Origin of the sequence: Petralouisia muris (genome assembly GCF_004793545.1) — a bacterium.
GTDB lineage: Bacteria > Bacillota > Clostridia > Lachnospirales > Lachnospiraceae > Petralouisia > Petralouisia muris.
This window is the reverse complement of sequence record NZ_SRYA01000069.1, coordinates 1-23,708: the sequence shown is the minus strand read 5'-3', so window position 1 is coordinate 23,708 and position 23,708 is coordinate 1. Positions and strand designations below refer to the sequence as shown.

Sequence of the window (23,708 nt, the reverse complement as noted above, 5' to 3'; positions counted from 1 at the left end):
AAAAAGGAACCTTTTACAATTCAAATGTAAAAGATTCCTTAAGTTAATGACATTGTCATTTATCAGGGACTTGGCTGCTTTGCGCACCAAATGCAAGCACGAAGAGGGCGCTGTCAGGATTTTCCCTCTTATTTGTTCTTTTTCTTCATTCCTGTGATCACTGCCTGCAGCACGATAAAGAAGCACAGCAATGCAGACAAGGTAATTCTTACCCACCAGCTTGACAAGGTTCCCTGAGTGGTAATTAAACTGGAAATCGTTCCTTTAATCAGCACGCCAAACAAGGTTCCCACAGCCGTACCAACGCCGCCGCTTAAGAGGGTTCCGCCGATAACTGCGGAGGAAATTGCATCCATTTCCAGCCCCTTTGCCTGCTCTACGAATCCGGAACAGCTGTTTAAGCAGAATAGAAATCCGCCCAATCCTGACAAAAATCCTGCCAGCACATAAGCCTGGAACTTGGTTTTTCTCACGTTTAATCCCATCATCAATGCACTCTGCTGATTTCCGCCGATGGCATAGAGCTTGCGGCCGAACTTGGAGTATTTCAGCATTACGCTTACCAGAATCACCACCAGAATAGCAATCACTACTGTGGGATATATGTAAGCCGGAAGATATTCTCCTTTGGAATTGTGCGTTCCGAACGGAAGATTGATATGGAACTTTGCCCAGGACAAAAATGTCTCATTGGTAATTGCAATCATGTCTGTACTTACCATGGCTGTCATACCTCGGCCGAAAAACATTCCTGCAAGGGTTACAATAAATGGCTGAATATCCAGATAAGCCACCAGATATCCCTGCACCACGCCAAACGCAAGGCCGATAGCAAGGGCAAGCAGCACAGCCACATAGGCGTTCATTCCCATCCGCTCCATGGAATAAGCGCATACCATACACACCAGAGCCGTAACGGAACCAACGGAAATATCAATTCCTCCGGTAATCATTACAATTGTCATTCCGCATCCAATCACCAGAAGTCCCGCATTGGATACGAAAAGATTCAAAAACATCTGAGGCTTTGCAAAACCTGCATTATAAAAGATAATCATTCCTGCAACATACATGATCACGAACAAAATAATGGTCGTCATCAGCAAAAAGGCGCTGCTGCTCAATTTTTTCTTATTTGCCTTTTCCATTATGCACGCCCTCCTTCCGCTGATTTTCTGACCTTCCAGACAGCCATCTGTTTCTTAAATACCGGACTCTGCAGCACTACGATAACCACCACTACAATTGCCTTATATACCGGTATCTGGTCTGCAGATACGTTCATAGACAACAGGGTAGTAGTCAGAGCCTGAATGGTAAATGCACCGATAATGGAGCCTGCAAGGCTGAACTTGCCGCCGCTTAACAGGTTTCCGCCCAGAGCCACTGCAAGAATCGCGTCCATTTCCAGATTCAGCCCGATGTTGTTGGCGTCTGCCGAATAGATTCGGCTGGAGTTTACCAGTCCTGCAAATCCTGCCAAAAATCCGCAGATCACATACGCCATCCATTTGATTCTGGTGGAATTCAAGCCTACCAGGCGGGAAGCTTCCCCATTGATGCCGACACTTTCAATATAAAGTCCCAGGGCTGTTTTATTTAATACCAGATATGCAACCACAACGCTGATAATTGCCGCAAAAATCGGCGTGGGAATGGGGCATTTGCCAATGTAGCCGCCCAATACCTTATAAGAATCCACACGCACGTAAGTAATCTGGCCTTTGGTTACAAGCTGCGCGATACCCCGGCCTGCCGTATAGAGGATCAGCGTGGCCACCATAGGCTGAATCTTCAGCTTCGCCACCAGAAATCCATTGAACATTCCGCAGAGTATAGAGGCAGCCAGTCCAGCCAGAGCAGCCAGAATAAAGGGATTCTGGTATGCGCTTGTGGAGGCTTCGCCGCCGGAAAGAATCTGACAGCAGACTGCCGCTGCAACTGCCATAATTGCCCCTACGCTGATATCCTGTCCGCCGGAAGCCGCTGTCACCAGCGTCATCCCAATTGCCAGAATCACAAGCTCAGAAGCTCGATTGACAATATCAATGACAGAACCATACAGCACTCCGCTGTCATTGATTGAAATCTTAAAAAAATCCGGAGATTTTATAACATTTGCCAGACATACAATCACCAGACATACAATGGGCATAAACAGGTGATGGCTGGTCATCTGTTTCCAGTTAAATCCTTTTTCCTTACTCATGGGCGCTCTCACCTCCAGCAATGGTCTTCATAATCGTTTCCTGATTCAGGTCGTCTCCTTCAATCTCCCCTACCTTTGCGCCGTCACGAAGCACATTCATCTTTGAACAGGTGCGGAGCATTTCTTCTACTTCTGAGGAAATAAAGGTAACTGCCTTGCCTTCATCTGCAAGATTCAGAACCAGTTTCTGAATCTCAGTTTTCGTTCCAATGTCAATTCCGCGGGTTGGCTCATCCAGAATCAGAAAATCCGGATTGGTTAACAGCCACCTGCCGATAATGACCTTCTGCTGGTTTCCGCCGGACAGACTCTTAATGGGCGTTTCACGACTTGCAGTCTTCACCTGTAGCATCTCAATAAATTTATCTGCCGCATCTTCCATCTCCTTGCGGCTCATCAGCTTAAACATTCCCCGTTTCGCCTGCATTGCGATAATCACGTTTTCACGCACAGACAAGTCTGCAATAATTCCTTCCTTCTTCCGATCCTCCGGCAGATACGCCATGCCGGCTTTCATTGCATCCAGAGGCATGTTGATTTTCACTTCTTTTCCGTTCACCTTCAATGTGCCGCTGTCTGCTTTATCAGCGCCATAAATGGCGCGTACCAGCTCGGAACGTCCAGAGCCTAACAGTCCTGTAAGACCAACCACCTCGCCTTTGCGGATGTCAAAATCAAAGGGCTTGATGGTTCCTTTATGTCCCAGTCCTTTTGCGTCAATCACCGGCGCTGAGGACATATCCTTCTGCTGCTTGTGCTCGCCCTTGATATCTGCCAGATCATCGAAATCTTTTCCCATCATCTTGGCTACCAGCATTACCCTGGGCAGCTTCTCAATCTCATATTCCCCTACCAGTTCTCCGTTCCGAAGCACGGTAATCCGGTCACAGACTGCATATACCTGCTCCAGGAAATGGGTAACGAAAATAATTCCAACCCCTTCGGATTTCAGCCGGTTCATCAGTTTAAAAAGCTTCTCTACTTCCTCATCGTCCAGAGAAGAAGTCGGCTCATCCAGAATCAGAACCTTACACTGCATATCCACTGCTCTTGCAATGGCAATCATCTGCTGAATCGCAAGGGAACATTCCTCCAGCGCCTGGGTTGCAGTTACGCCGATTTCCAGTTCCTGCAGAAGCTCATTGGAACGTCTGTTCATAGTTTTCCAGTCAATCATTCCCATTTTGCGGGGTTCTCTGCCGATAAACAGATTCTCTGCAACAGTCAGGTTCGGGCAGAGATTTACCTCCTGATACACCGTGCTGATTCCGTTATTCTGTGCATCCTGGGGCGATTTGTTCACTATCGCTCTGCCCTCCATCTTAATTTCCCCCGATTGAAAATCATGCACCCCGGTCAGCACCTTAATCAACGTGGATTTTCCTGCACCGTTTTCCCCCATCAGCGCATGGATCTCGCCCTTGCGGAGGGTAAAATCCACATGCTGCAATGCCTTCACGCCGGGAAAGGTCTTTGATACGTCACGCATCGTCAATACAACATTTTCTCCCATAATTCGGCTCACCCGCTTTCTCTTTTTTCTTAAAATAACGGAATTTCTTCCGGAATTTTCCATAAGATAAGCGCGACAGCATCATTCAGGCTGATATGCCCCGTCTGCTCTGCCGCGCTTCCTTACTCAAACAGGAATTATCCTGTTACGTAATCTTAATACATACGTCCGTCAATTACTTCCTGTGTAACTTTTGTCACTTCGTAATCCTGTCCATCAATAGAAACAGATGCAACTTCATCGCCGAATGTGAAGATTCCTTCATCAACATATGCGATTTTTTCTGGCTCTTCACCAGCTTCCATTTTCTTAATCAGCTCTTCTACACGAGGTCCGTGAAGAGGATTGCACTCCGTATTGCAGATGATGTCGCCTGTCATTGTCATTTCAATACCAGCTTTTACTGTATCGAAGGACATTACAAGGATGTCTCCATCCGGACCAACGGTTTTTCCTGCTGCTTTGATGGCATCAATTGCGCCGAATGCTTCGTTGTCGTTTTCGCAATATACTACGTTGATATTGTCGTTCTGTTTCAGCATGGACTCCATAACTTCCTGTCCTTTTGCCTGTGTAAATTCACCGGATTGCTGTGCTACAATATTCCAGCCATATTTCTCTGCTGCTTCTTCCAGACCTTCGGTACGTCCAATCTGTGCAGAAGCTCCAATGGTTCCCTGGATATGTGCAATATTAAGTTCATTGATCCCCTTTGCATCTGCATATGCTTTCAGCCATTCACATGCCTTCTGGCCTTCTAACTTAAAGTTTCCGCCAACATAGCAGTTGTACAGGCTGTCATCCGATACGTCTACCATACGGTCAACAATGATAACTGGGATTCCGGCATCCTTTGCTTCTTGAAGAACGGTGTCCCAACCGGTCTCTGTGGTAGGTGCAAGTACAATATAATCTACTTCCTGGTTGATGAAGTTACGAATTGCTGTCAGCTGATTCTCCTGTTTCTGCTGTGCATCGTCAAAAATCAGTTTGTATCCGTTTGCTTCGGAAAAAGTGGATTTCATAGATTCAGAGTTAGCGGTACGCCAGTCAGACTCAGCGCCTACCTGTGAAAATCCCACTGTAATCACTCCGTCAGAAGAACCGCCCTCATTAGACGCCTCTGCATCAGCCCCGCCGTCGTCAACCGGTTCTGTGTCATCTGTTCCAGCATCCTCTTTTGCAGGCTCATTATTCGCCGGTGCATTGCCTCCGCCGCTGTTTCCGCAGGCTACCAGGCTTAAGCCCATGCACGCCACAAGTAACATAGAAATGATTTTCTTCTTCATAAGAAACCTCCTGTATTTTGCATCGCTGCAATTATTTTCGGCAGCTTCTGAATCCCATTCAGCACTTGCCTGTTGTATCTAATATTATAAAAAGATTCCCTTAATTAATCCATGGAGATTTTTCGGAATAGAGTTCAATTTCTTACGGAATTTTATCCCCTTTCCCAGCCAAAAGTTAATTATCTTATGATTCCGGTTGAATATCTTTCGACAAACGCACCTCAATCCGGGTCCCTTTTCCATATCCGGACAAAATTTTCACTCCATAGCCTGGACCAGAATACAGTTTGATCCGCTCATGGACTGCTGCAAGGCCGAAGCCTGCCCGCTTCCCTTCCCGCAAAGCCTGCTCCAACTCCTCTTTCCGTTCCGGCTTCATTCCAATGCCGTTATCCTCTACCATAATCTGCACATCTTCTCCTTCTTCAGTACAAATGATGCGTATGGTGCTTTTCCCTCGTTTTTCCTTTACCCCATGGTACAGCGCATTTTCCACCAAGGGCTGAATCGTAAGCTTCGGCAGGCGGATCTCTTCCAATTCTTCCGGCAGTATAATCTCATAATCCATAATATCCCGGTACCGGATCTGCTGAATCTCCATATAGCTCCTGGTATGGGCCACCTCTTCTTTTAAGCGTATAATATCCTTCCCGGTGGAAAGAGCGACCCGGAAAAATACCGACAGCCGGTTCAGCATAAAAATAGCGTCCTGGGTTTTCCCTGCCTCTACCAGCCACATGATGGTATCCAGCGTATTATAGAGAAAATGCGGGTTCACCTGCTCCTGAAGAAGCTGAAGCTGAATCATATGCTGTCTCTGCTCCTCCCGTTTCACATCCTCCAGCAGATTGCCGATCTGGTTTGCCATCCTGGTTATTCCCTGGGAAAGCTGCTGAAGCTCATAGTCCTGCTCCTCAATCAGCGGTATGTCAAAATTCCCGCCTCCCACCAGGCTCACATTTTCACAGAGATTTCCCACGGCTCTGGAGATCCGGTTGGAAAAACGGAACGCACTGTATAACAACAACCCAACCAGGATTACAACAGAAATTGCCACAACCACGATCACGATCCAAACATTCTTTGCCATTTGTTCCTGAAGACCGGACATGTATTTCCCCTCGTAATAAATATAACGGCGCATTTCCTCCTGCACCAGCCTGGTGAGAAGATAAATATTTTTCTCAAGCTGATCCTGACGCTCATCATAACTGTCGGTTTCCTCCATCTGCTTCATCTTCTCTTCCAGCGTATGGCAGTACGCCGCCACGCTTTGAATGCTCTCATTTCCTTCCTTATCCCGGGTATTATCTGTTAAGGCATTAATCACCCTCATAGCCTCATCCATTTCCTCCATGGGAAGGCCGGTCTGATTTCTGCTTCTCACACTAAAGTAGTACATCTCCAAATCAATGTTAGACTTAAACTCCAAATCAAATTCACAGGCTATCTGAATATTCCTGGTAATTTCCTGATATTCCCTGGAATACGCCCCCAGCAGCCCGAGAGAAATGCCGATACACACCACCAGCGGAATCACCACGCTCAGAATAATATACCGGAGCTTCTGGTTTAAGTTCATTTGTTCTAACAACTGCCTCATTTTCCCTCCTCTCTCTGCCTCCGGTAGTCACTGGGCGTACAGCCCTGGGTTTTCTTAAACAGGAAGCTGAAATAATGAGAATCTTTGTAACCGATTTCCAGTGCAATCTGACCGGAACGCATATCAGTACAGCGCAGAAGCTCTTTGGCCTTCTTCATGCGCAGTTCTGTCAGATATTCAATAAAGGTCTGGTTCATTTCCTGGCTGAACAACGCACTGAAATGATTGGCGCTGACGTTTGCCGCACAGGCCGCCTGATTCAACGACATATCTGCATCCATATAATTTTCATTGATAAAATTGAGGGCTGTCCCTATCACCGTCCGGTAACGGCTCCTGCTGCTTTCATCCCGCAGCTCAATTCCCTTTCTCAAAACTGCCTCTGCCGTATCTTTTGCCGCTTCTACCGGATGTTCCCAGTTTCCTTCCAGCCCCAAATCCATCTGGAGCACTTCTTTCCCATACCCCATCTTCTGTATAAAGGATACCGTGCAGAAATGGATATTCAAAATTACATACTGACGGAACATTCTGGATTCCAGAGCAGAGATTCCGATCATGGAAAAGTAATCCTCAACAAAGCTCCTGGTCTCTTCCAACAGCCCATTGCCCAGAAAGGTATGTATGACTTCTGTATTCATGGCCTCCGCATCCACATCCTGCAGATTTACATTATCATTTTCTTCCATCTCTCCTGTGTCAGTCTGGTGATAGTTCATGTAATGATCCGGCCTGGTATGGCGCAGGGTAAATACCTTCATTGCGCTTTCATAGCTTTCCGGCAGCAGGCTCAGCCGCTCCACTGGTTTGCCGGAAGCCAGAAACCAGAGCAGCCTGCTGTCGCTTTCTCCGAACAGGCTTTTGATGTACAGCGCACAGGCATTGGTAAGCTCCTCAATATTTTCTCCATTGCCCTTCACCAGAACCGCATAGCTGAACGCCTGATGGCGGAACATAAGATATTCTTCCCGATCCTGGATAAAAAGTTCCACCTTTTCCCATACGTCAGCATCCTTCTGGGAATAAGTGTCTGCCCACAGTTCCCTCGGTTCTTTCCGATTCATGCTGATTAGAATAATATTATAGGCAGAAGCCGTCAGATCAATCTGGAGCATCCGGGCGTGATCGTAAATTTCATCCAGGCTGTACTGGCCGGAAACCAGCTTTTCAAAAAAATCTCTTCTGGAATACTGCTCGTACTGCTGCATGTCTTTTTCAAATTTCTCATAATAATCCCGCTGGGCGTTTTCCTCTTCAAACCGCCCTCTTAATTTTTCCAGTACTTCCACAAAATCCTGCCGGCTCACCGGCTTCAGCAGATACTGCTCCACCCCGATAGTAATTGCCGTCCTAGCATAATTAAAATCGTCATATCCACTGATTATTACAATCTTCGTCTCCGGCAGCTCTTTTCTGACAATTTTACTCAGCTCCAACCCGTCCATAAAGGGCATTCGGATATCCGTAATCAATACATCCGGATTCTTCTGCCGTATCATGGGAAGAGCCATTTCCCCGTCTCCTGCTTCTCCGCACAATTCAAATCCATATTCTGCCCATGGAACCATCTGGCAGATATTCTCCCGTATCACAATCTCATCCTCTACTAAAAATACCTTTACCATCTCTCATCCTCCCGTCTCTGAACGCTCCCTTCTGTTCTCGCAGCCAGACCTAAGGTTCAGGAACAACATTCAGGAACAATGTCAAATTATCCTCAATTATAGTCAGAAAATTTCTGAAATGCAACTGTTCTTTCCTTTGATTTTGTTCTGAAAAATAAAAGGAGCTGCCGGGAAATGACAGATTTCTCACAATATAGATTGTATTCTTTCGATAACACAACCATATATTGTGAATAAAATTCATTTCCCGACAGCCCCTTCTATGGACTGCAAGCTACAGTTTAAAGAACCCCATCTCTTCTTCCATCTGGTCTGAAATCCCTCTCAGGCTGTTGGCTGCGTCTGCCAGCAGCTGAATGGTTGCGTTCAGCTCTTCCATGGAAGCGGTCGTCTCCTGGGCGGAAGCTGCATTTTCCTGAGACAGGGCAGACAGATTGCTGATCACATCCACAACTGTTTTTCTGGAAGAATCGCAAACCCGGGTCCGTTTCTCTATCATAGACGCATCTTCTCTGGAACTGCTGATACCTGCGGCCACATCTGCGAAATTACTCTGAGTAGCATCCAGCTTCTCTTTCTGTTCTTTGATGATCTCTTCTGCCTCCAGCATAATCTTCACCGTCATTTCCGAATCTGCCAGCAGGGAATTAATCACATCTGTAATAGTCTGAGCCGAAGTGCTGGATTCCTCTGCCAGTTTTTGAATCTCCGACGCCACCACTGCAAATCCTTTGCCGAATTCCCCTGCCCTTGCCGCCTCAATGCTGGCATTCAAAGACAGCAGGGATGTCTCGCTGGCAATGGAAGTAATAATATCCACGGCTGCACGGATTTTCTGGGCGGACTCATTGGTGGCGTAAATCTGGCTGCCGATTCTGCGAATGGCTTCATTGGCCCGGGCAGTAGAAGAAACCAAATCCTGCATGATAACGGCGGAGGTATCCCCCGCCTGCTTCATATTTCCGGAAGCCACATTCAGTTTATCCACATCACTCACAATATTTTCAATGACATTCCCCATATCCACAATCTGCCCCGAAGCCGTCTCAATCTCTTCCGCCTGGGTAACAGCCCCTGCAGATATGTCCTCTACAGCCTTATTGATTTCTGCCGCATTGGCATTCACCCGCTCTGCCATCTCATCCAAAGACTGGCCGGAATGCATCAAATGATCGGCTGACTCCTGAATATGGCTGATAATCTCTGACAAACTGTGTATCAGATTATACAATGCCCGCGCGATGCTGCCCAACTCATCCCGCCGTCTCAGCAGTTTCTCATCCACTTCAAGATTCAGGCTTCCTTCTGCCAGCTTCTCTATGATCTCTTCTTCTTTGCGCACTGCTTTGGACAAGGTCCATGAAAAATAGAGAATCACTGCACTGGATAAAAGAATTACCGCCACATTAATTCCGGTGGTCTGCCACAATTCATGATCGATATAATCCTCGATACCGCTGCCGTGCTCTCCTGCAAAAATCATTCCTACAATCGTTCCGTCATTATTTTTCAGCGGTATGTAACAGCAAAAAAAGGGTTCTCCATTAATTACAATGTCTTTATCTACATATTCCAGCCCGTCTTTCAGCACCTTCTGGGACACCTGTTCTGACACCTTGCTTCCTGCCAGACTGTCCCCTGTGCTTTCCTCCTTCAAAGTCGTCACCATACGGGTATCTCCCCAGCAAACAGTGATTTCAATGTTGGTGGCGGCACAAAACGCTTCAAACGCAGGCAAATTGTCTGCAATATTATGCTGGCCTCTATACATGCCATTGGTCTCCAGATGAAAATCCCCTTCGTCTGCAGCAAGCAAAAGCTGCTCTACCCCTATCGTGATATCTCTCAGTCTCGCTACCGCTTCATCCTGCATTCCCGTCCTTATGGTCTTTGCAGAAAACGCCGCTATAATCACTGCCAGAGACAACAGCGGCACAAAAGCAATTGCAAGGATTTTCTGCATAATGCCGAATGTTATCTTTTTTTTGTGCTTCGTTTTATTACTCACCGTCATTCCCTCCCTTTCCCGTTACACGAAAATACTCCTTTCAGCCATTGTTTTCATTATAACGGCCCAGGATACACAATTCAACAGAGAATCACAGTTTTTGTGCATTATTCGCATAAAATTGCAGAAATCTGGCATTATATTGCCTCAATCCTCTTTCGCAATTCCAATACTTTACTGTCAATCTGTTCAATTGCATTGGCATATGCTTTCAGTTCCCTGCCAATATTTTTCGCTTTGCGGTTTTCTTTTTTGTACTGGAGCTGATAATCCAGACCCGCCCAATAATCCATGGCGCCGGTTCTGAGCTGTACTTCGATTTTCACCCATCGGGTCTCTTCCTGAAAAGAAACCGGCACCTGAAAAATCAGATGCAGACTGCGATATCCGCTCTTTTTGGGATGCCTGATATAATCTTTTTTCTTGATCAGGTGAATATCCTGCTGGGCGCAAAGCATTTCCCCAATCCGGTATAAATCATCCGTATAGGTGCAGACTGCCCGAATTCCCACCACATCATTCACATATTCCTCCATGGACTGAACGCTTTCTTCCACTCCTTTTTTCCTGAGCTTCGCAGCAATGCTTTCATAAGATTTGATTCTGCTGGAATATCTGTGAATCACCTCCCGCCCGCAGCGCATGCCAAGCTCCGCATTGATCATCTGCAGCCGGGCGCTGATCAGACTTATGCCCCATTGGCATTTGACGAGAAATTCCTCCTGCTGTAAGAAATCCTTTAGCTCCATAGTTTCCTCCAAACATACTATATCCTGACTTCATATCCTATCATCTTATGCATAGTATATCCCGATGGCATGATTATCTTTCCTCCGAATATTAACTTTCTCTGCGCAATGGTTTCTCCGTAATTTTGAAACAAGCGGTTTACAAATCCCTCTCCTTTTCTTATAATAGTGACATTACATAAACATCCATTTTTAATATTTTTAAAATGGCCAGATTGGAGATTTTCTTATGCTTACTTATTCTTTCTCAGAAATAGGTTCCATGAGCCTTTATGAATACCTGTATCAATGCATCAAAAACGATATATTAACCGGCGTGCTGGCCCCTGGGGACCGTCTTCCCTCCAAGCGCAGCTTTGCCCGGCATTTGAACATCAGCGCCATTACCGTGGAAAACGCTTACGGACAGCTTTTGGCAGAGGGTTACATCTATTCTATTCCCAAAAAAGGATATTATACCGCAGATATTTCCACTAGTATTCCAAGACCTTCCTTTCCTGTATCTGCTCCGCCTGAGACTGCTTTAGAACCGGAAGAAGAGCCCTGCTTTGCAGATTTCACCAGCAGCCAGACCCATCCGGATACCTTTCCATTTTCCATATGGACCAAGCTCATGCGGGAAGTGATCGGAGACGACAGATTTGCCCTGATGAAAAACTCTCCCAGCGGCGGCATCTTCCCCCTGCGCCAGGCCATTGTCAGACATTTAAAAGAGTTTCGGGGAATGACAGTGCACCCGGAGCAGATTATCGTAGGAGCAGGAACGGAATACCTCTATGGAATTCTGATTCAGCTGCTGGGATTTCAGAAAATTTACGGAGTGGAAGATCCCGGATATCAGAAAATATCCTCCATCTACAAAAGCCACCGGGTTGCCTGCCGTCACATTCCTATGGACGGACAGGGAATCAATATCCAAAAACTGCGGGAACTGGATGCAGATATTGTACATATTTCTCCGTCCCACCATTTTCCAACCGGGGTAATTACCCCCGTCAGCCGCAGGTATGAGCTCCTTGGCTGGGCTGCAGAATCAGAGGAACGATATATTATTGAGGATGACTATGACTGTGAGTTCCGGTTTATGGGAAAACCCATTCCTTCTCTCCAGAGTATTGACGTTATGGAAAAAGTGATTTACATGAATACCTTTACGAAAACCCTTGCTTCCACCATCCGCATCAGCTATATGGCCCTTCCTGCGCATCTGATGGAACGGTTTCATCAAAATATGGGATTTTACTCCTGTACGGTATCAAATTTTGAACAATATACCCTGACCCGCTTTCTGCAGGACGGCCATTTTGAACGCCACATCAACCGAATGCGCAACTTCTACCACAGCCAGCGGGATCTGCTTTTAGACTGCCTAAAAAACAGCCCCCTCTCCTCCCGCATCACAATTACGGAAGAAGACGCCGGGTTGCATTTTCTCATGCATGTTGACGCCTCTGTTCCAGATGACCTGATCCTGCAAAAAGCCAGAGCAAAAGGGCTTCGCATTGCTTCCCTGTCCCAGTACTATAGTAAAGAGCCTGCTTATGGACAGCATACATTTATTATGAATTATTCCGCTATTCATCCGGATCACATGGAGGAAGCCATTGCAAGACTCTGCCAGGTTTTTGGGGAAGCAGAGGCTACTGCTCCAGCTCATGAATAAACAGTCCGCTGCGCAGCTTCGGCTCAAACCAAGTGGACTTGGGCGGCATCAGGCGGCCTGCGTCTGCCACTGCAAACAACTCCTGAATGGAGGTGGGAAACATGGCAAATGCTGCCGCGCAATCCAGGCTGCATCTGCGCTCCAGCTCTTTCAGCCCCCGGATTCCCCCTACAAAATCAATCCGGCTGTCTGTTTTGGGATCCTGAATGCCAAGCACCGGGGCCAGCAGCTTATTTTGCAAAATGGATACATCCAGCCCCTCCACCGGATCGTCTGGCTGATCCTCCGGGCGGATCGCACACCGATACCAGCTCCCTTTCAGATACATGGAAAAATCGCCTTTCTTCTCTGGACGCACTGGTTCTTTTCCGACTTCCTCTACTTCAAAAATCTCCGACGCCTTGACCAGAAATTCTTCTTCCGACATTCCGTTTAAGTCTTTGACTACCCGATTATAATCCATAATCATCAGCTGTTCATCCGGAAACAATACCGATAAAAAATAATTAAATTCCTCTTCTCCTGTATAATTGGGATGTTCTTTTCTCCTCATCTGTCCTACCCGCACTGCGGAAGCTGCACGGTGATGCCCGTCTGCAATATAGATTTCCCCTATTCCTGCAAACGCTTCCTCCACTGCCGTAATCTGCTCTTCTTTTGAAATCATCCAGACACTGTGGCGCACCTTATCTTCTGCAGTAAAATCGTAGAGCGGTTCCTCTTTCTGCACCTGAGCTACTACTTCATTGATCACCGGATTGGAACGGTAAGCCAAAAATATCGGCCCGGTCTGGGCGCTGCAGATATTTACATGATTAATTCTGTCCTGTTCCTTCTCAGCCCTGGTATTTTCATGTTTTTTAATCACGCCTGTTTCATAATCATCAATGGAAGCGCAGGCAGTAATTCCAGTCTGAGTTCTGCCATCCATCGTTAAGGTATAAATATAATAGCATTTCTTCTCTTCCCGAAGGAAGGAACCCTTTTCCACCATCTCCCAGAGGGTATCATGGGCTTTCTGGTACACCCTGGGATCGTAAGTATCCACAGTATCCGGAAACTGAGTCTCTGCCCGGTCTATCTTTAGAAAACTTTCTGGATTCTTCTCCACCTCAGCCTTTGCCTCTTCCCTGTTATATACATCATAGGGAAGGGCTGCTATCTTATCTGCTTTTGCCCCATTGGGCCTGACTGCACAAAATGGTTTGATTACTGCCATCCGTATTTCCTCACTTTCTTGTTTTTCTCTTCCTGCCACTTGTCTCTAATATCCTCATTCCATCGGCGGCAGACGATTCCCTGTCAGTTAGCTGCCTGCCCACAGCCTTATTCCGCCAGGGACACGCCGTTTTTGGCACAAAGGTCACTGACACAGCAGACTTCACAATGGGGGCTGGTTCTTGCCGTGCAAACATCCCTGCCGTGATACACCAGACGGTGACAGAAATCACTGCCCTCCTCCGGCGGTATCAGCTTCCACAAGGCCATTTCTACTTTCTTAGGATCTTTTATATTGTCTACCAATCCCATCCGGTTTACCAGACGGATACAGTGGGTGTCTGTTACAATGGCAGGCTTGCCGAACACATCTCCCATAATCAGATTGGCGCTTTTTCTGCCTACTCCTGGCAGCTTTAACAGCGCGTCAAAGTCATCGGGAACCCTGCCGTCATATTTCTCTTTTATCATCTTCATGCATCCGCTGATATCCCTGGCCTTACTCCGGCCTAATCCGCAGGGCCTTACAATGGCCTCAATGGCCTCTACCGACGCATCCGCCAGTGACTCTATATCCGGATATTTGGCATAAAGATCCTGCACCACCACATTTACCCTTGCGTCGGTGCACTGCGCGGCCAGACGGACGCTTACCAAAAGCTTCCACGCCTGATTATAATCCAACGTACATCCCGCATCAGGATATTCCGCTTTCAGCCGCTCAATGACAGCAAGGGCCAGCTCTTCTTTCGTCATTTTCCTTCCCTTCTCGCGGCTTTGCCGCCCTCTTTTTGTTTCTTCAGCGAACGCTGTCAGTCCAGTTCATATTCCAGAATTGCCCCTGTCACAGCATCCACCTTACTGCTGTATTCTTTGCCATCCGCATAAAAATCTATTTCGTATTCCGCTCCTCCATGCTCCTGCTCCAGCTCAATCTTGGTATAAGCCACCTGATCAGCCGTAAATCCCGCATGGTTTAACACAGCCGTTTTGGCCTCCTCCACGGAAATCACTCCCTGGATATTTCCCGGAATCTGTCCGATTGCTTCCTGAGAGCTTTCCAAAACAGCCCCGTCCTCCCCGCTTATCTCATATTGATACCTGGTGGTGGCTGAAACAAACTCAATGTCATATTCGGTTTTGCCATGCTCATAATCCATCTCTTCCTTCACAAAAGTTACTTCTGCCGCCGTCAGTCCTGCGTGCTGCAGAGCAGCTTCCTTTGCCTCCTCTATTCCGATTCCAGGCTGATTGGCAGAATTCCCCTGACTCCCGGCTTGGGTCTGCTGCTCTGGCTGTGTCTGCTCTCCTTGGGGCTGATTCTGTTCCCCGGCATTCTGATCCTGCCCTCCTTGAGACTGATTCTGTTCCCCGGACGTCTGATCCTGTTGGCTGTTGGGCTGACTCTGCTCTCCTGTATTCTGCTCTTGCTGACCAGTCAATTGATTCTGTTCCCCAGACGTCTGGTTTTCCTGTGAGGAGTTCTTATCCTGAACCTTTCCATTTCCGCACCCGCTCAATAAAAGGAGCGCCAATGACATCATCACTGCCAATGTGAGACGATAAGCTTTGCTTTTGTAACCAATGGATTTCTTCATAATCTTTGCTTCCTTTCCACAATTATTTTTACTTTCTCATTGTACAAAAAAACTGCCTGTGATTCAAGAACGAAAATAAAAATGCCTCATTAAGGATCATAATACAGGATATATCCTGCTGAAAAATCCTTAATGAGGCAGGCCGCATGGCCATCCTTACTTAATAAAAGCCGGAGATTTCCATAGAAATTATGTCTTAGAAATCAACTTCTGTTCCATAATATGTACAGGTAAACAATTTCTCCATGGTAGCCGGATCAATTTCCCTCGGATTGGAGCCTGTACATGCATCCCCTACTGCACGCTCTGCAATTCCGGCAATCTTCTCTTTGAATTCCTCTTCATTGATTCCGAATTCTTTCAAAGTCTTAGGAATATTAAGCTTCACATTAAAATCGTCAATCTTAGCGCAGAGACTGTTAATCAGAGATTTCTCAGAGGTTCCCTCTAAGCCCATTCTCCGCGCAATTTCAGCATACCGTTTTGCCGCTACGGGATCTTTGGCATTGTACTTGATGACATACGGCAGATAAATCGCATTTGCGCATCCATGCGGAATATGTCCAGTGGAGAATGCAGCGCCTGTCTTATGAGCCATAGAATGCACGATTCCCAAAAGCGCATTGGAAAATGCCATTCCAGCCAAACACTGTGCATAATGCATCTGCTCTCTTGCTGCCATATTGGAATTGTAAGACGCCGGCAGATAATCCAGAACCATCTCAATTGCCTGCAGTGCAAGCGGATCAGTAAATGAACAGTTCAAAGTGGAAACATATGCTTCAATGGCATGAGTCAAAGCATCCATTCCGGTATATGCAACCTGTTTTGCCGGAAGCCCCTCTACCAGATCCGGATCTACAATTGCAACGTCAGGCGTAATATTAAAGTCAGCCAAAGGATATTTCACACCTGTCTGATAATTGGTAATCACAGAGAATGCAGTAACTTCTGTAGCCGTTCCTGAGGTGGAAGGAATTGCACAGAATTTCGCCTTCTGTCTCAGTTCCGGGAAATTAAAGGGGATGCACAGATCCTCAAAGGTTGTTTCCGGATACTCATAAAAGGCCCACATAGCCTTGGCAGCGTCAATGGGAGAACCGCCGCCCATAGATACAATCCAGTCAGGCTCAAATTTGCGCATCGCTTCCGCGCCCTTCATAACGGTCTCCACAGAAGGATCCGGCTCTACGCCTTCGAAAACCTCAACTTCCATTCCGGCTTCCTTCAGGTAATTTACCGCTTTATCCAGAAACCCCTGACGCTTCATGGAACCGCCGCCCACTACGAGGATTGCTTTCTTCCCCTTTAAATTCTTAAGCTCCTCCAAGCACCCCTTTCCGTGATACACATCTCTTGGTAATGTAAATCTTGCCATGTTCTTCTTCTCCTTTTCTTTATATTAATGATAATAGCAACCTTTTTATCATGGAACTGTTCAAATCCTCTCTCTGCTGTATCCGTTCAGCACCTTTTGCTCTCTGTAATGCTGTCTGTACCACTCAAGGTTTTCAACAACTTGCCCTATGTCTTTCATTATAACATAACCTTCTGCAAATCAACAGTTAAAATTTTATTAAATTGTTAAAAATTTGCCAAACTACTTGCTGCCTGCTTTCCTGCTGAACGCCTTAAAACCGCTCTGTTTCAAACCATTGCTCTCACAGTTTCCCTTTCCCTGCAGAAGCGGCATAAGGCACAGAATTTTCATAAGCAGAGCTTTGCAGGATAATTTTTAAAATACGTTTCGCACATGCCTGCAAATCTCCCAGAGAAATCGGACAGATAACACTTCCTTCCTCTGCTCCTACTGATCGGATGATTTCATCCACATCCTCCTGACTGCCAGGCATCGTCAGATCATTGCCCGCTTTGATGCAGGCAGCGGCATTGGAAACCCCATATTTACAGATATTTCCAGGATTCATCTCCATTCCGCCAGTAGTTCCCCAGTCCGTCATCACAAATCCTTCAAATCCCCATTCATCACGGGCTATCGCCGTCAGCAGATCACTGCTGTTGGCTGTGTGCGTTCCATTGATCAAATTATAAGAACTCATAATGGACATAGGCTGTGCATATCTTACAGCAATCTCAAAACCTTTCAGATAAATTTCCCGGGCCGCACGCTTGCCCACATGTGCGTTTACATGCATTCTGTTATCTTCCTGATTGTTAAAAGCAAAATGCTTGATCACAGTGCCTATGCAGGATGCGTTTGCACTCCCAGCGTAGCCGCAGCCGCGCAAACGCCGGAAATATAGGGATCTTCTGAATAATATTCAAAATTACGTCCGCAAAGAGGATTACGCTGAATGTTCATACCAGGCGCCAGCCACAGTGTCACGCCCAGTTCATTCATCTTTTCCCCCACAATATCCCCTGCTTCTGCAATAGCCTCTGGATCCCAAGTCTGCGCCAGTAATGTGGCAATAGGAATGGCCGTGCAATACTGATAGTAGGTTACTGCATCATCCGGAATCACCGGGTTATCTGCAGCCATACCCATCACATCTTTTAACTCATCCATACCAGGCATTGCGCATCTCCTGTTCCTGCAATGGGATTCCCCTGGGCATCCGCCGCAAAATGCCTGGACAGACGCAAACCTGCCGGCCCGTCATCCAGAATAATATTGCGGATATTTCTCTCAGACAGCATCGAAGAGGTAGTATCCCCAGCAGCGCCTGGACAGACGGCAGAGGCAGCTCCAATCACGGAATCGCTTCCAAAACCGCCTCTGGCAGCGCCTATGCACAGCTCTGCCATCTGCTCTACAGTAAGCTGAACAATAAGTTCATCTAAAGAAGCCTCTCCAGTACCTTCACCTGTACCGATGCTTCATCTGCTTCTGCCGCAATGACCTTTACAGAAAATTCCGTATAAGACCGTCCAAAACCGAACGGATAGGCAGGCTCTATTCCAAAGGCGTCAAATCTTTGACGGTATTTCTGCCTCCGTTGCCAAATAAGGCAATTTTTCCCCTCTCTTTCAAAGGCAATATGCCATTATTCTCCAGCAATACCATCCCTTGAGAAGCTATTTTTCTGGAACGTTCCATATTTCTGTTTCACTAACTGCCTGGTTAGTAGTCGCAAATAATTTTGGCATTTCTTTTCTCCTCTCTAAAATAATTTTAACTGTTTGGCTGCATCCATTGCAGATTTAGAAAAATTATCAAAAAAGCGCTCTGCTCTTTCATAATGCCAATTTCATTTTAGCTATTTCTTTTGCCTAAATATACAAAAAAACAAACTTTTTTCTAACAAGTTTGTTTTTTCACTGAAGCCCTGCATCTTCTATTTTATTCTATAAATTGTCTGCAGGAGCAGCCATCCGCAGCTTGCCCTCCTCCTTAGAAATGCACCTCTGCCTTAACTTCTGCCGTCAAATGCTGAAATCATATTTTCCGCCGATTCCCGACGCATTCTCCGCCCGGATCTTCTCCCAGTCTACCCCTTTGATTTCCTTCAGAAGCTCTTCCATGCTGTTTGCCTTTACTGTAGCGCGTTTCACCGTTCTGCCATTCTTAGAATAAGATCCAATTTCATTACGGTTCCTCTGGTTCTCGGTGCGCTTTGCATCTCTGGCTTCCTCAATGCGCTCCCTCTGCTTCTCACCTGATTTCTCCAATTCTGCAAAAAAGCTAGTGGAACCGTCATCCTTAAATTCTATACCAATTCTGGTAATCTCTGTATCCTTCGTTCCTGCTATCCCCAACGCCTGCTCATATCCAAACTTCTGATTAATCTCTTTGGACATACGGACTGCGCCTTCCATGCCTTTGATTTTCTCTTCCATGTATGTTTCATCGGAAGCCATTTTCTCCAATTCCTCACTGGAAAATAGCACGGAAAACTCTTTGGTTCCTTTAGAAAGCATTGATTTTGCGTCATCCCCTTTGTCCAGCACCATGAAATCCATATCACTATATTTGCTTCTGAGCTGTTTCAATACGTCCTGGGCCTTTTGGGAAAGACCTGACTCTTTCTTCTTATCTGCATATCCTGCGGACTGGGATTTGTCTGCCTGATACTTGGTTCTCTGATCCACTTTCTGGCTGCTGTAATAATTGTTTACCTGCTGATAAGCGCCTATCTGTACCATATGTTTGTCCTCCTTGATCTTAATTTGAAATCCATTTCTGGCCGCAAACTGCCTTTTCTATTTTATCGGCAGGTATGGCGTGATTGATTAGCCATTCCGGCAAACGGACAGACGCAACTTCTTTTTCTTCCAATCCCACTTATTGAAAATCAGACGCTTCTATGCCTGTCATTGAAATATCTATTACCTTAAATACAGCATGATTGCTTAACTTGCAGCTTCATTTGCCTCCTTGAACTTTTACCATGTAAAATCTGTTTACTATAACGATGCTGGCTGCAGGAAATCTTCAGAATTTGGAAAGAATCTGTCTGTTTTATAAACGAGAGGGTCTACCGTTTATTATGGAGAAAAGGCGTCAAATACTAGACGCCTTTTCTCCGTATATGTTACAATATAGCCGTAAAATCATATTCCCAATTTTGGTTAACACAAAAAGAAAAGGTGGACTGGAACAATGAAGGTGTTATCTTTGTTTGCTAATATAGGAGTGGCTGAGGCATATCTTCACGATATTGGAATGGATGTTGTTGTCGCCAACGAACTGATTGAAAGACGGGCAAAACTTTATTCTGAAATTTACCCTATGACAAAGATGATTTGTGGGGACATTACAGAAGAAAAAACGATGTCCGCAATTGTTGAAGAAAGCAAGAAACGCGGAGTTGAAATAATAATGGCAACGCCGCCATGTCAAGGTATGAGCACTGCCGGACAGCAAGATAATGACGACGAGAGAAATAAGTTAATATGTTATGTGTTGGATGCAGTAAAAAAAATTCATCCTAAATATGTATTAATTGAAAATGTGCCATTGTTTTTGAACACTTCTATCAATGTTGACGGGGAAAAAATATTAATTCCGGATCTTATTAAACGTGAACTGGGGAACGAATATGCAATAAACCCATATATCATTGACACGAAAGATTATGGAGTTCCGCAAATGAGGGAGCGGGCCTTGTTGTTATTAAGCCAATTCACAGAAAAGAAACAGTGGGATTTACCTGAGAAAGAAGAGAAACTAGTAACCATGGAAGATGCGATTGGTTCACTTCCAATGCTGGATCCCTTTGTGAAAGATCTTTCAGAAGAAGAAAGAAACCAATTCTTTCCTCTTTATGAGACGCGGAAAGAGCAGGCGTTGAAGATATCTCCATGGCATAATCCGCCCCATCATATCAAAAGACAGATTGTGGCTATGCAGCATACGCCAACGGGATGCAGCGCATTTGACAATCCTGTTTATTTTCCTGTGAAAGAGAATGGGAAACCAGTAAAAGGATACCATAATACATATTCCCGCCAGAAATGGAATGCTCCTGCCTATACTGTGACTATGGATAACAGAAAAATCTCTTCGCAAAACAATGTGCATCCAGGCCGGATAGAATATATGGACGACAACGGAGAATGCATCTATTCCGATGCAAGGACACTCACATTATATGAGCTTATGATTATTATGAGTTTACCGCCAGACTGGCCTGTTCCGCTTACAACTTCAGAAGCTTTCTTGAGAAGGATAATTGGCGAAGGCATCCCGCCTCTTTTTGTAAAAAAAGTTTTTCTGAAATTAATGGAAGGAGTTTAACAAAATGGGAAAACTGAAAGGCCTTTCGCTATTTGCAAATGTGGGAATAGCAGAAGCGTATATGCAAGATTTAGGCATTGATATTAAAATTGCAAATGAAATCGACCCAAAAAGAGCGCGTTTTTATCAGGATGTCTATCCAGACGCCCATATGATTTGCGGTGATATTACAGAGGAAAAAACAAGAGAGTCTATTGTCAGAGAAGCTATCAAGGAAGAAGTCGACTTTGTCATGGCAACTCCTCCTTGTCAGGGCATGAGTGAAGCTGGTCTTAGATTGGAGTTTGATCCCAGGAATCAATTAATCTTTTACGCAGTTGATGTAATTAAAAAAGTAATGCCAAAGTTTGTATTTTTAGAAAACGTGCCCAAACAATTAACGACAAAAATCAGATATCAGAATGAAATCTTGCTGATACCAGAATATATAAAACGAGAATTATCTCCATATTACAGGTTTAATTCAGACACTTTAGTGATGGCAAAAGATTATGGCATACCCCAGTTGCGGGAACGTAATATCTTCATGTTGGTAAGATCAGATTTGCCATATATTTGGGAGTTCCCGGAAAAACAAAAAGAGATTACTCTTTATGAAGCCATCGGAGATCTGCCTTCTCTGGATCCTTTACTGCGGGAAGGAATGAATCTAACACTTGAAAAGTTTCCGGATTTTTTGGAAAAAAAAGAAAAAGGCTTAAAAATATCAAAATGGCACTATCCGCCGAAACATTCCTGGAAACAGGTGGAATGGATGATGCATACGCCAACTGGCAAATCTGCCATTTACAATGAGGTATATTATCCTCAAAAAGAAGGAGGCATTCCTGTAGTTGCTCATCATAATCATTATAGGAGATTAAAATGGGACATGCCTTGCAGAACAATTACACAAAATAATGGCGTGATTTCATCCTTGGCATGTGTTCATCCGGGAAGAGAATATAAGGATAAAAATGGAGAAATTTTATATTCAGACCCACGTGTATTGACAATTTATGAATTACTTATTGTTATGTCATTGCCGTTAGATTGGCCAATCCCCCACTGGGCTGATGAAAATTTTATCAGAAAAGTGATAGGGGAAGGAATTCCATCCAGGCTTGTACAGATGTTGATAAAGCCATTATTATCCTTTCTGTAGGAAGGCAGTATTATGAGTAAAATAGTAATTCCAAAACATAGCGCTGATGTCTATGAAATGAATGCAGTTCTTAAAATCCACTATGAAGCAAATGATTGGGTAAAAGGAGCTGATTTTAAACAACAGCTTACGCGTCTGATCGGAACGGAACAATATCCATCCTCCTATCCTAAAAAAGCGCAAATACCAGCATATTTTGGCTTCATAGAAAGTAAAATCTCAAACGGAGGACGTGTCACGGAAAGAAGGATCACAGAATCCGGCAAAAGGATGTATGAGGCGATTCTCTCCGGGGATCGTCTGGCTAAACAGAGGCTCATAATGGAAGCCCTTGAAAAGATAGTGTTCGGAAGGAATAATGCGGGATGCATATCCAGCGATTCTGATATTGAACCGCCAGCTCTTCTTATAAAATGCATATTAGATGCAGGGTATTGCACAGCCAATGAATACGCATATCTGGTTTGGGCTATGAATGACAACTGCCGGAACTATTATGAATCATTATCAGACATTATACAGGCAAGAAATTCCGACGGGCTGGCAATTCCCGCAGAGGCCAGCGATTATAAAGATTGGAAACCTGCTCTGGCAATGTTAAGATGGGAATTCTTAAAGAAAAGCAATGATAATAATCAGAAGGTTGTGTTACATCCGGAAGTGATGGAACACTTTTCTGATAGATTACAAAAATTGAAAGTTTATAACATAGATAAGTTTGATGATATAGAAGATACCAATTCTAAGGATATTAATATGGGAATTGCGGAACCAGGCTTCATCTATAAACCCTTTAAAATCAATGATGAAAACATAAAACATATTGCCTCGGACCATTTTCAACAAGCATGTGCTGATATAGATCAGCAAAACATATTTGTCGGTGATCAAGTACTATTTGTAGATCGTCAAATAACTCATCTTGCTGCATACTATGGTTATCTTGTAGAAACATTGAAGAAAACTGGTTGTAATTATGAAATAGCTATAAAGAAACAATACGCAATTAATAAAAAGAAAGAAAAAGAGTTAGTTGCAGCATTAAAAGCAGCGGATGAATCATCAGTAAATATCAGAATTGCGGAAGCGGTAAAAGAATTGATAAACTATGATAATTATGAGATGCAGCTTAGTGTGCCTGGTAAATCCAATCTTGATATTTTACCTGCATACTTGATTATAAAAGCGTTATTGGAACTAAGATATTTAACAACTATTGAACAAGACTATCTGGTATATTCCTTGCTCAATGGCAAGGAGACATATTCTGATGCAATCATCTCTATCCGTACATCACGAGAAGGCGCCTGTTTTTAACAGTTATATGGACAACAAATCGCTGTAACCCCAGTATTTATACGGGCTACAGCGATTTGAACTTTAGAAAT

Annotated in this window: 20 protein-coding genes; 4 read left to right on the top strand and 16 right to left on the bottom strand. The window is 45.0% G+C overall.

Annotated features, from left to right (window positions below):
* Positions 1 to 128: 128 nt before the first annotated feature.
* The 8 genes from E5329_RS22695 to E5329_RS22660 form a co-directional block, all read right to left on the bottom strand.
* Positions 129 to 1,151, bottom strand: coding sequence for an ABC transporter permease subunit (locus E5329_RS22695; protein WP_168356733.1), 1,023 nt, complete (start codon positions 1,149 to 1,151; stop codon positions 129 to 131).
* A complete protein-coding gene (locus E5329_RS22690) occupies positions 1,148 to 2,209 on the bottom strand; it encodes an ABC transporter permease (protein WP_135991590.1) in 1,062 nt (353 codons plus the stop codon). The genes E5329_RS22695 and E5329_RS22690 overlap by 4 nt, the downstream gene beginning before the upstream one ends.
* Positions 2,202 to 3,722, bottom strand: a complete 1,521-nt coding sequence (locus E5329_RS22685) for a sugar ABC transporter ATP-binding protein (RefSeq protein ID WP_135991589.1) — start codon at positions 3,720 to 3,722, stop codon at positions 2,202 to 2,204. Before E5329_RS22685 ends, E5329_RS22690 begins: the two co-directional genes overlap by 8 nt.
* Before the next feature lie 155 nt (positions 3,723 to 3,877).
* Entirely contained in the window at positions 3,878 to 5,011 is a 1,134-nt protein-coding gene (locus E5329_RS22680) for an ABC transporter substrate-binding protein (RefSeq protein WP_135991588.1), read from the bottom strand.
* A gap of 184 nt (positions 5,012 to 5,195) precedes the next feature.
* Entirely contained in the window at positions 5,196 to 6,614 is a 1,419-nt protein-coding gene (locus tag E5329_RS22675; RefSeq protein ID WP_135991587.1) for a sensor histidine kinase, read from the bottom strand.
* On the bottom strand, positions 6,611 to 8,239 hold the full coding sequence (locus E5329_RS22670; protein WP_135991586.1) for a response regulator transcription factor: 1,629 nt from the start codon (positions 8,237 to 8,239) through the stop codon (positions 6,611 to 6,613). Before E5329_RS22670 ends, E5329_RS22675 begins: the two co-directional genes overlap by 4 nt.
* A gap of 274 nt (positions 8,240 to 8,513) precedes the next feature.
* Positions 8,514 to 10,247 (bottom strand): methyl-accepting chemotaxis protein, encoded by a 1,734-nt coding sequence (locus tag E5329_RS22665; RefSeq protein ID WP_168356732.1) that lies wholly within the window; start codon positions 10,245 to 10,247, stop codon positions 8,514 to 8,516.
* A 137-nt stretch (positions 10,248 to 10,384) separates the two neighbouring features.
* Entirely contained in the window at positions 10,385 to 10,996 is a 612-nt protein-coding gene (locus E5329_RS22660; RefSeq protein WP_135991584.1) for a GTP pyrophosphokinase, read from the bottom strand.
* A gap of 229 nt (positions 10,997 to 11,225) precedes the next feature.
* Between E5329_RS22660 and pdxR the strand changes: the two genes are divergently transcribed.
* Positions 11,226 to 12,659 carry a MocR-like pyridoxine biosynthesis transcription factor PdxR gene (pdxR, locus tag E5329_RS22655; RefSeq protein ID WP_135991583.1) on the top strand — a complete coding sequence of 478 codons (1,434 nt, stop codon included), beginning with the start codon at positions 11,226 to 11,228 and terminating at the stop codon, positions 12,657 to 12,659.
* Here the strand turns inward: pdxR and E5329_RS22650 are convergent.
* From E5329_RS22650 to E5329_RS22620, 8 genes are all read right to left on the bottom strand, one after another.
* Positions 12,637 to 13,878, bottom strand: coding sequence for a DUF1015 domain-containing protein (locus tag E5329_RS22650; RefSeq protein ID WP_135991582.1), 1,242 nt, complete (start codon positions 13,876 to 13,878; stop codon positions 12,637 to 12,639). The two genes, pdxR and E5329_RS22650, sit on opposite strands and share 23 nt — an antisense overlap.
* A 107-nt stretch (positions 13,879 to 13,985) precedes the next feature.
* A complete protein-coding gene (locus tag E5329_RS22645) occupies positions 13,986 to 14,633 on the bottom strand; it encodes an endonuclease III domain-containing protein (protein WP_135991581.1) in 648 nt (215 codons plus the stop codon).
* Between the two features lie 56 nt (positions 14,634 to 14,689).
* The gene (locus E5329_RS22640; protein WP_135991580.1) at positions 14,690 to 15,475 is read right to left on the bottom strand and encodes a PepSY domain-containing protein; all 786 of its coding nucleotides are present in this window, start codon (positions 15,473 to 15,475) and stop codon (positions 14,690 to 14,692) included.
* A 196-nt stretch (positions 15,476 to 15,671) separates the two neighbouring features.
* On the bottom strand, positions 15,672 to 16,853 hold the full coding sequence (locus E5329_RS22635) for an iron-containing alcohol dehydrogenase (RefSeq protein WP_135991579.1): 1,182 nt from the start codon (positions 16,851 to 16,853) through the stop codon (positions 15,672 to 15,674).
* Between the two features lie 283 nt (positions 16,854 to 17,136).
* Positions 17,137 to 17,631, bottom strand: coding sequence for a glycoside hydrolase family 3 N-terminal domain-containing protein (locus E5329_RS30960; RefSeq protein ID WP_275443627.1), 495 nt, complete (start codon positions 17,629 to 17,631; stop codon positions 17,137 to 17,139).
* A gap of 47 nt (positions 17,632 to 17,678) precedes the next feature.
* Entirely contained in the window at positions 17,679 to 18,014 is a 336-nt protein-coding gene (locus E5329_RS30955; protein WP_275443626.1) for a glycoside hydrolase family 3 N-terminal domain-containing protein, read from the bottom strand.
* On the bottom strand, positions 17,993 to 18,244 hold the full coding sequence (locus tag E5329_RS22625) for a hypothetical protein (RefSeq protein ID WP_135991578.1): 252 nt from the start codon (positions 18,242 to 18,244) through the stop codon (positions 17,993 to 17,995). The genes E5329_RS30955 and E5329_RS22625 overlap by 22 nt, the downstream gene beginning before the upstream one ends.
* Before the next feature lie 618 nt (positions 18,245 to 18,862).
* Positions 18,863 to 19,582, bottom strand: coding sequence for a DUF6033 family protein (locus E5329_RS22620; RefSeq protein WP_135991577.1), 720 nt, complete (start codon positions 19,580 to 19,582; stop codon positions 18,863 to 18,865).
* 457 nt (positions 19,583 to 20,039) lie between these two features.
* Here E5329_RS22620 and E5329_RS22615 point away from each other — a divergent pair, with 457 nt between their 5' ends.
* From E5329_RS22615 to E5329_RS22605, 3 genes are read left to right on the top strand one after another with little or no spacing between them, the layout of a single operon-like run.
* Positions 20,040 to 21,176: a DNA cytosine methyltransferase gene (locus E5329_RS22615; protein ID WP_135991576.1), complete on the top strand. Its 1,137-nt coding sequence runs from the start codon at positions 20,040 to 20,042 to the stop codon at positions 21,174 to 21,176.
* 4 nt (positions 21,177 to 21,180) lie between these two features.
* A complete protein-coding gene (locus tag E5329_RS22610; protein WP_135991575.1) occupies positions 21,181 to 22,320 on the top strand; it encodes a DNA cytosine methyltransferase in 1,140 nt (379 codons plus the stop codon).
* A 12-nt stretch (positions 22,321 to 22,332) separates the two neighbouring features.
* Complete coding sequence (locus E5329_RS22605; protein WP_135991574.1) at positions 22,333 to 23,637, top strand: hypothetical protein; 1,305 nt, start codon at positions 22,333 to 22,335, stop codon at positions 23,635 to 23,637.
* Positions 23,638 to 23,708 lie beyond the last annotated feature (71 nt).

Excerpts from the sequence above, each read along its gene's own strand:
- E5329_RS22670 (WP_135991586.1), bottom strand. The coding sequence starts at position 8,239 with ATGGTAAAGGTATTTTTAGTAGAGGATGAGATTGTGATACGGGAGAAT.
- E5329_RS22650 (WP_135991582.1), bottom strand. The coding sequence starts at position 13,878 with ATGGCAGTAATCAAACCATTTTGTGCAGTCAGGCCCAATGGGGCAAAA.
- E5329_RS30955 (WP_275443626.1), bottom strand. The coding sequence starts at position 18,014 with ATGCCTGGTATGGATGAGTTAAAAGATGTGATGGGTATGGCTGCAGAT.
- pdxR (WP_135991583.1), top strand. The coding sequence starts at position 11,226 with ATGCTTACTTATTCTTTCTCAGAAATAGGTTCCATGAGCCTTTATGAA.
- E5329_RS22685 (WP_135991589.1), bottom strand. The coding sequence starts at position 3,722 with ATGGGAGAAAATGTTGTATTGACGATGCGTGACGTATCAAAGACCTTT.
- E5329_RS22605 (WP_135991574.1), top strand. The coding sequence starts at position 22,333 with ATGAGTAAAATAGTAATTCCAAAACATAGCGCTGATGTCTATGAAATG.
- E5329_RS22610 (WP_135991575.1), top strand. The coding sequence starts at position 21,181 with ATGGGAAAACTGAAAGGCCTTTCGCTATTTGCAAATGTGGGAATAGCA.
- E5329_RS22645 (WP_135991581.1), bottom strand. The coding sequence starts at position 14,633 with ATGACGAAAGAAGAGCTGGCCCTTGCTGTCATTGAGCGGCTGAAAGCG.
- E5329_RS22675 (WP_135991587.1), bottom strand. The coding sequence starts at position 6,614 with ATGAGGCAGTTGTTAGAACAAATGAACTTAAACCAGAAGCTCCGGTAT.
- E5329_RS22680 (WP_135991588.1), bottom strand. The coding sequence starts at position 5,011 with ATGAAGAAGAAAATCATTTCTATGTTACTTGTGGCGTGCATGGGCTTA.
- E5329_RS22690 (WP_135991590.1), bottom strand. The coding sequence starts at position 2,209 with ATGAGTAAGGAAAAAGGATTTAACTGGAAACAGATGACCAGCCATCAC.
- E5329_RS22620 (WP_135991577.1), bottom strand. The coding sequence starts at position 19,582 with ATGGTACAGATAGGCGCTTATCAGCAGGTAAACAATTATTACAGCAGC.
- E5329_RS22640 (WP_135991580.1), bottom strand. The coding sequence starts at position 15,475 with ATGAAGAAATCCATTGGTTACAAAAGCAAAGCTTATCGTCTCACATTG.
- E5329_RS22660 (WP_135991584.1), bottom strand. The coding sequence starts at position 10,996 with ATGGAGCTAAAGGATTTCTTACAGCAGGAGGAATTTCTCGTCAAATGC.
- E5329_RS22625 (WP_135991578.1), bottom strand. The coding sequence starts at position 18,244 with ATGGCAGAGCTGTGCATAGGCGCTGCCAGAGGCGGTTTTGGAAGCGAT.
- E5329_RS22615 (WP_135991576.1), top strand. The coding sequence starts at position 20,040 with ATGAAGGTGTTATCTTTGTTTGCTAATATAGGAGTGGCTGAGGCATAT.
- E5329_RS22635 (WP_135991579.1), bottom strand. The coding sequence starts at position 16,853 with ATGGCAAGATTTACATTACCAAGAGATGTGTATCACGGAAAGGGGTGC.
- E5329_RS30960 (WP_275443627.1), bottom strand. The coding sequence starts at position 17,631 with ATGCATGTAAACGCACATGTGGGCAAGCGTGCGGCCCGGGAAATTTAT.